General features: G+C 32.6%; 2 protein-coding genes. Both read right to left on the reverse strand.

Annotated features, from left to right (window positions below):
• Window positions 1-1,170 precede the first annotated feature (1,170 nt).
• A complete protein-coding gene (locus tag AB204_RS20575) occupies window positions 1,171-1,365 on the reverse strand; it encodes a hypothetical protein (protein WP_047965243.1) in 195 nt (64 codons plus the stop codon).
• Window positions 1,366-1,548: 183 nt separating this feature from the next.
• Window positions 1,549-1,821, reverse strand: coding sequence for a hypothetical protein (locus tag AB204_RS23745; RefSeq protein WP_235428165.1), 273 nt, complete (start codon window positions 1,819-1,821; stop codon window positions 1,549-1,551).
• Between the last annotated feature and the right edge of the window lie 550 nt (window positions 1,822-2,371).

Genomic DNA, 2,371 nt, shown 5'->3' on the forward strand with positions numbered 1-2,371 from the left:
TTATTATTACATAAAAACCAATTAAAAGAAGAATAGATATTTTGAATAGGAAAAATTAATTTAGATCTGAAAACAAATATTAAAAAGAAATTTATCCTACTTAACTTTAAATAAAAATTACAATGAATAATTTAAATTGGCGTTTCAAATAAATAAATTAACAGGTAAATATAACTCTATTACTTCATTAAATTCATTTCTATTGTGATAGGAGGTTCATATTCAAAGAATAACATCAATACCTATTCTAAATATTTGCAGAAATTTTGTTATGATGATAGTTTTAATGACATACTTTTAGTATGGATTTTTTATAGTCCATACAGAATAAGATAGTAATCAATGAGAATTATTCACAACCATCCACCAAATCGATGAATGTAAGATCATTGAATCTTTTGAACAATGATACAGTAGCTAATTAGTATCCCAATTAGCCATAGAAAATATTTCTATGGCAGCAGTGATAACCCCATTAAGGTATCAACAGAAAAAAACAGAATGTAAATACCCAATACCATTATTAGTGTCATTAATAAAACAGGTAAAACAACTGTACTTTGCACAAAATGAATTTTTCATGCGTACAAATATTGTACAATATGTGTGCAGTTAATACTTGTGGCAATCTCTTTCCCACGACTATCCATGATTGACCCATGATTGAAATAAGACTTGATGCTCTATACTGTTCGCTGCAAACACATACCACATCGCGTATGCCGTGATGTCAAAGATGGAAGAAGCAGGGACGCCCGGAACATAAAACGTCTATGTCCTTTATAGCAGATTTATAGGGCTTTTTCAGAAACTCTTTATCCATTTTGCTCTACGGTAAAAACAGTTGTGAAATATCGTACATTAGGTTTTGTACAAGAAAATGAATGGCTAACATCGGTAAAAGTGGAATAAATGCACTGACAATCAATACAGAAAATACGTTTCTGAAATTTGCACTAGCCGACATATTTAAATACTCGGCGATATTACCAAACGTTTCCCTTCCCTTTATTACTCCCTCCTCTAATACATTCAGATTTTTTTCAAACAGAATGATTCTGCTGCTACTCTTGTGATACGCGCCCTGTATCAACTAAAATTCCAACATTAGCATAGCGCAATACCAGTGCATCATTTATTCCATTACCAAGAAAACCAATCAAATGATTATTATTTTACAAGGATTTTAAAATGTATGATTTTTGTTAGGGTTAACTGACAAAAGATTGATTTTAATTCCACTTCTTTTGAAAGGTTTTCATCACTCATTAGTTCAATATCAGGGACAATAAGAATATTTCCAGAATCTAAATCCACATTGTGACAAACTTTAGCCGTAATGACAGGATTATCTCCGGTAATCACCTTAACCTAAATGACATTTTTTCTTAATACCACAATAGCCATTGCCATGCTCTCTTTTGGTGAATATAAAAATGTTAATAAACCTTGTAATACCCCCTCTCTTTTATCAGCAGCAGAAGGCTAATGTTTCACTTCATCAACACTTAACTCCAGTGTCGCTAAGATTAACACCCTGAAACCTTGCTAGTGATAGCTACTAACCAGTTCTATTACATTGTTACGACTTTCTTCAGTGAGAGGAATAATTTTCTCCTTTATCCCTATATAGGAGCAAACTAATAGCTTTTCCTCAGAGGTATCTTCGCAGACTAATTGATGGTTTTTATCCAAATTTTGTACAGAAATTGATAACCTGAATCTGGCAAAATCAAACGGTAACTCATCAATTTTTCTGTAGCTGCTGAGAAAATCAATGCCTGAATTCCCGTTTCCATACCTGACCAACGCTTGATCCATTAAGTTTCTGCCATCACTTTGGTAAAAGTAGTTTAGCCAAACCGAATAAGTATCCCTGCCCTCTGTGCTTCAAAAATGTTGGAGAATAATTTTATCTTAAATCAATATTTTCGTTTTATCGGTAAATAGTGCCTCTATGGTTACTTTTCTGCTGCTACGATGAGCATCATCGCTATACCATCAGTTACATTTGTAGCCATTAAAAATGTGCAGGTAACGTTGTTTCAGATACACCTTAGAACAAGAGCTCTAGCCTTCACATGAGCCATCACATCGTATTTTGGAATCACTTCCTCAGAATCACCTGATTTGTTTGATATCCCAACCAAAACTGAAAAAACATACTTAATGTGATTATAAATAAAGTAATAATAACTTAAGTTAATTCAATTTCATCTCCATTCAATAATGACAATAAATAATCAGTACAATAACTGTCATATTTTTTTGTAAGAGGTAATTTTCATATAAGGATTTTCTGCGTTATCGATACGAGAAACAAAATTATCCATAGGAAGCGTCAGGGGGATGAAGAGCATCTCCCCTGTTC

The organism is Xenorhabdus khoisanae (genome assembly GCF_001037465.1).
In the GTDB taxonomy this organism is placed as follows: domain Bacteria; phylum Pseudomonadota; class Gammaproteobacteria; order Enterobacterales; family Enterobacteriaceae; genus Xenorhabdus; species Xenorhabdus khoisanae.

What these genes read in the sequence shown, in the direction of transcription:
- AB204_RS23745 (WP_235428165.1), bottom strand. Translation starts at nt 1,821, where the DNA reads ATGGATCAAGCGTTGGTCAGGTATGGAAACGGGAATTCAGGCATTGAT.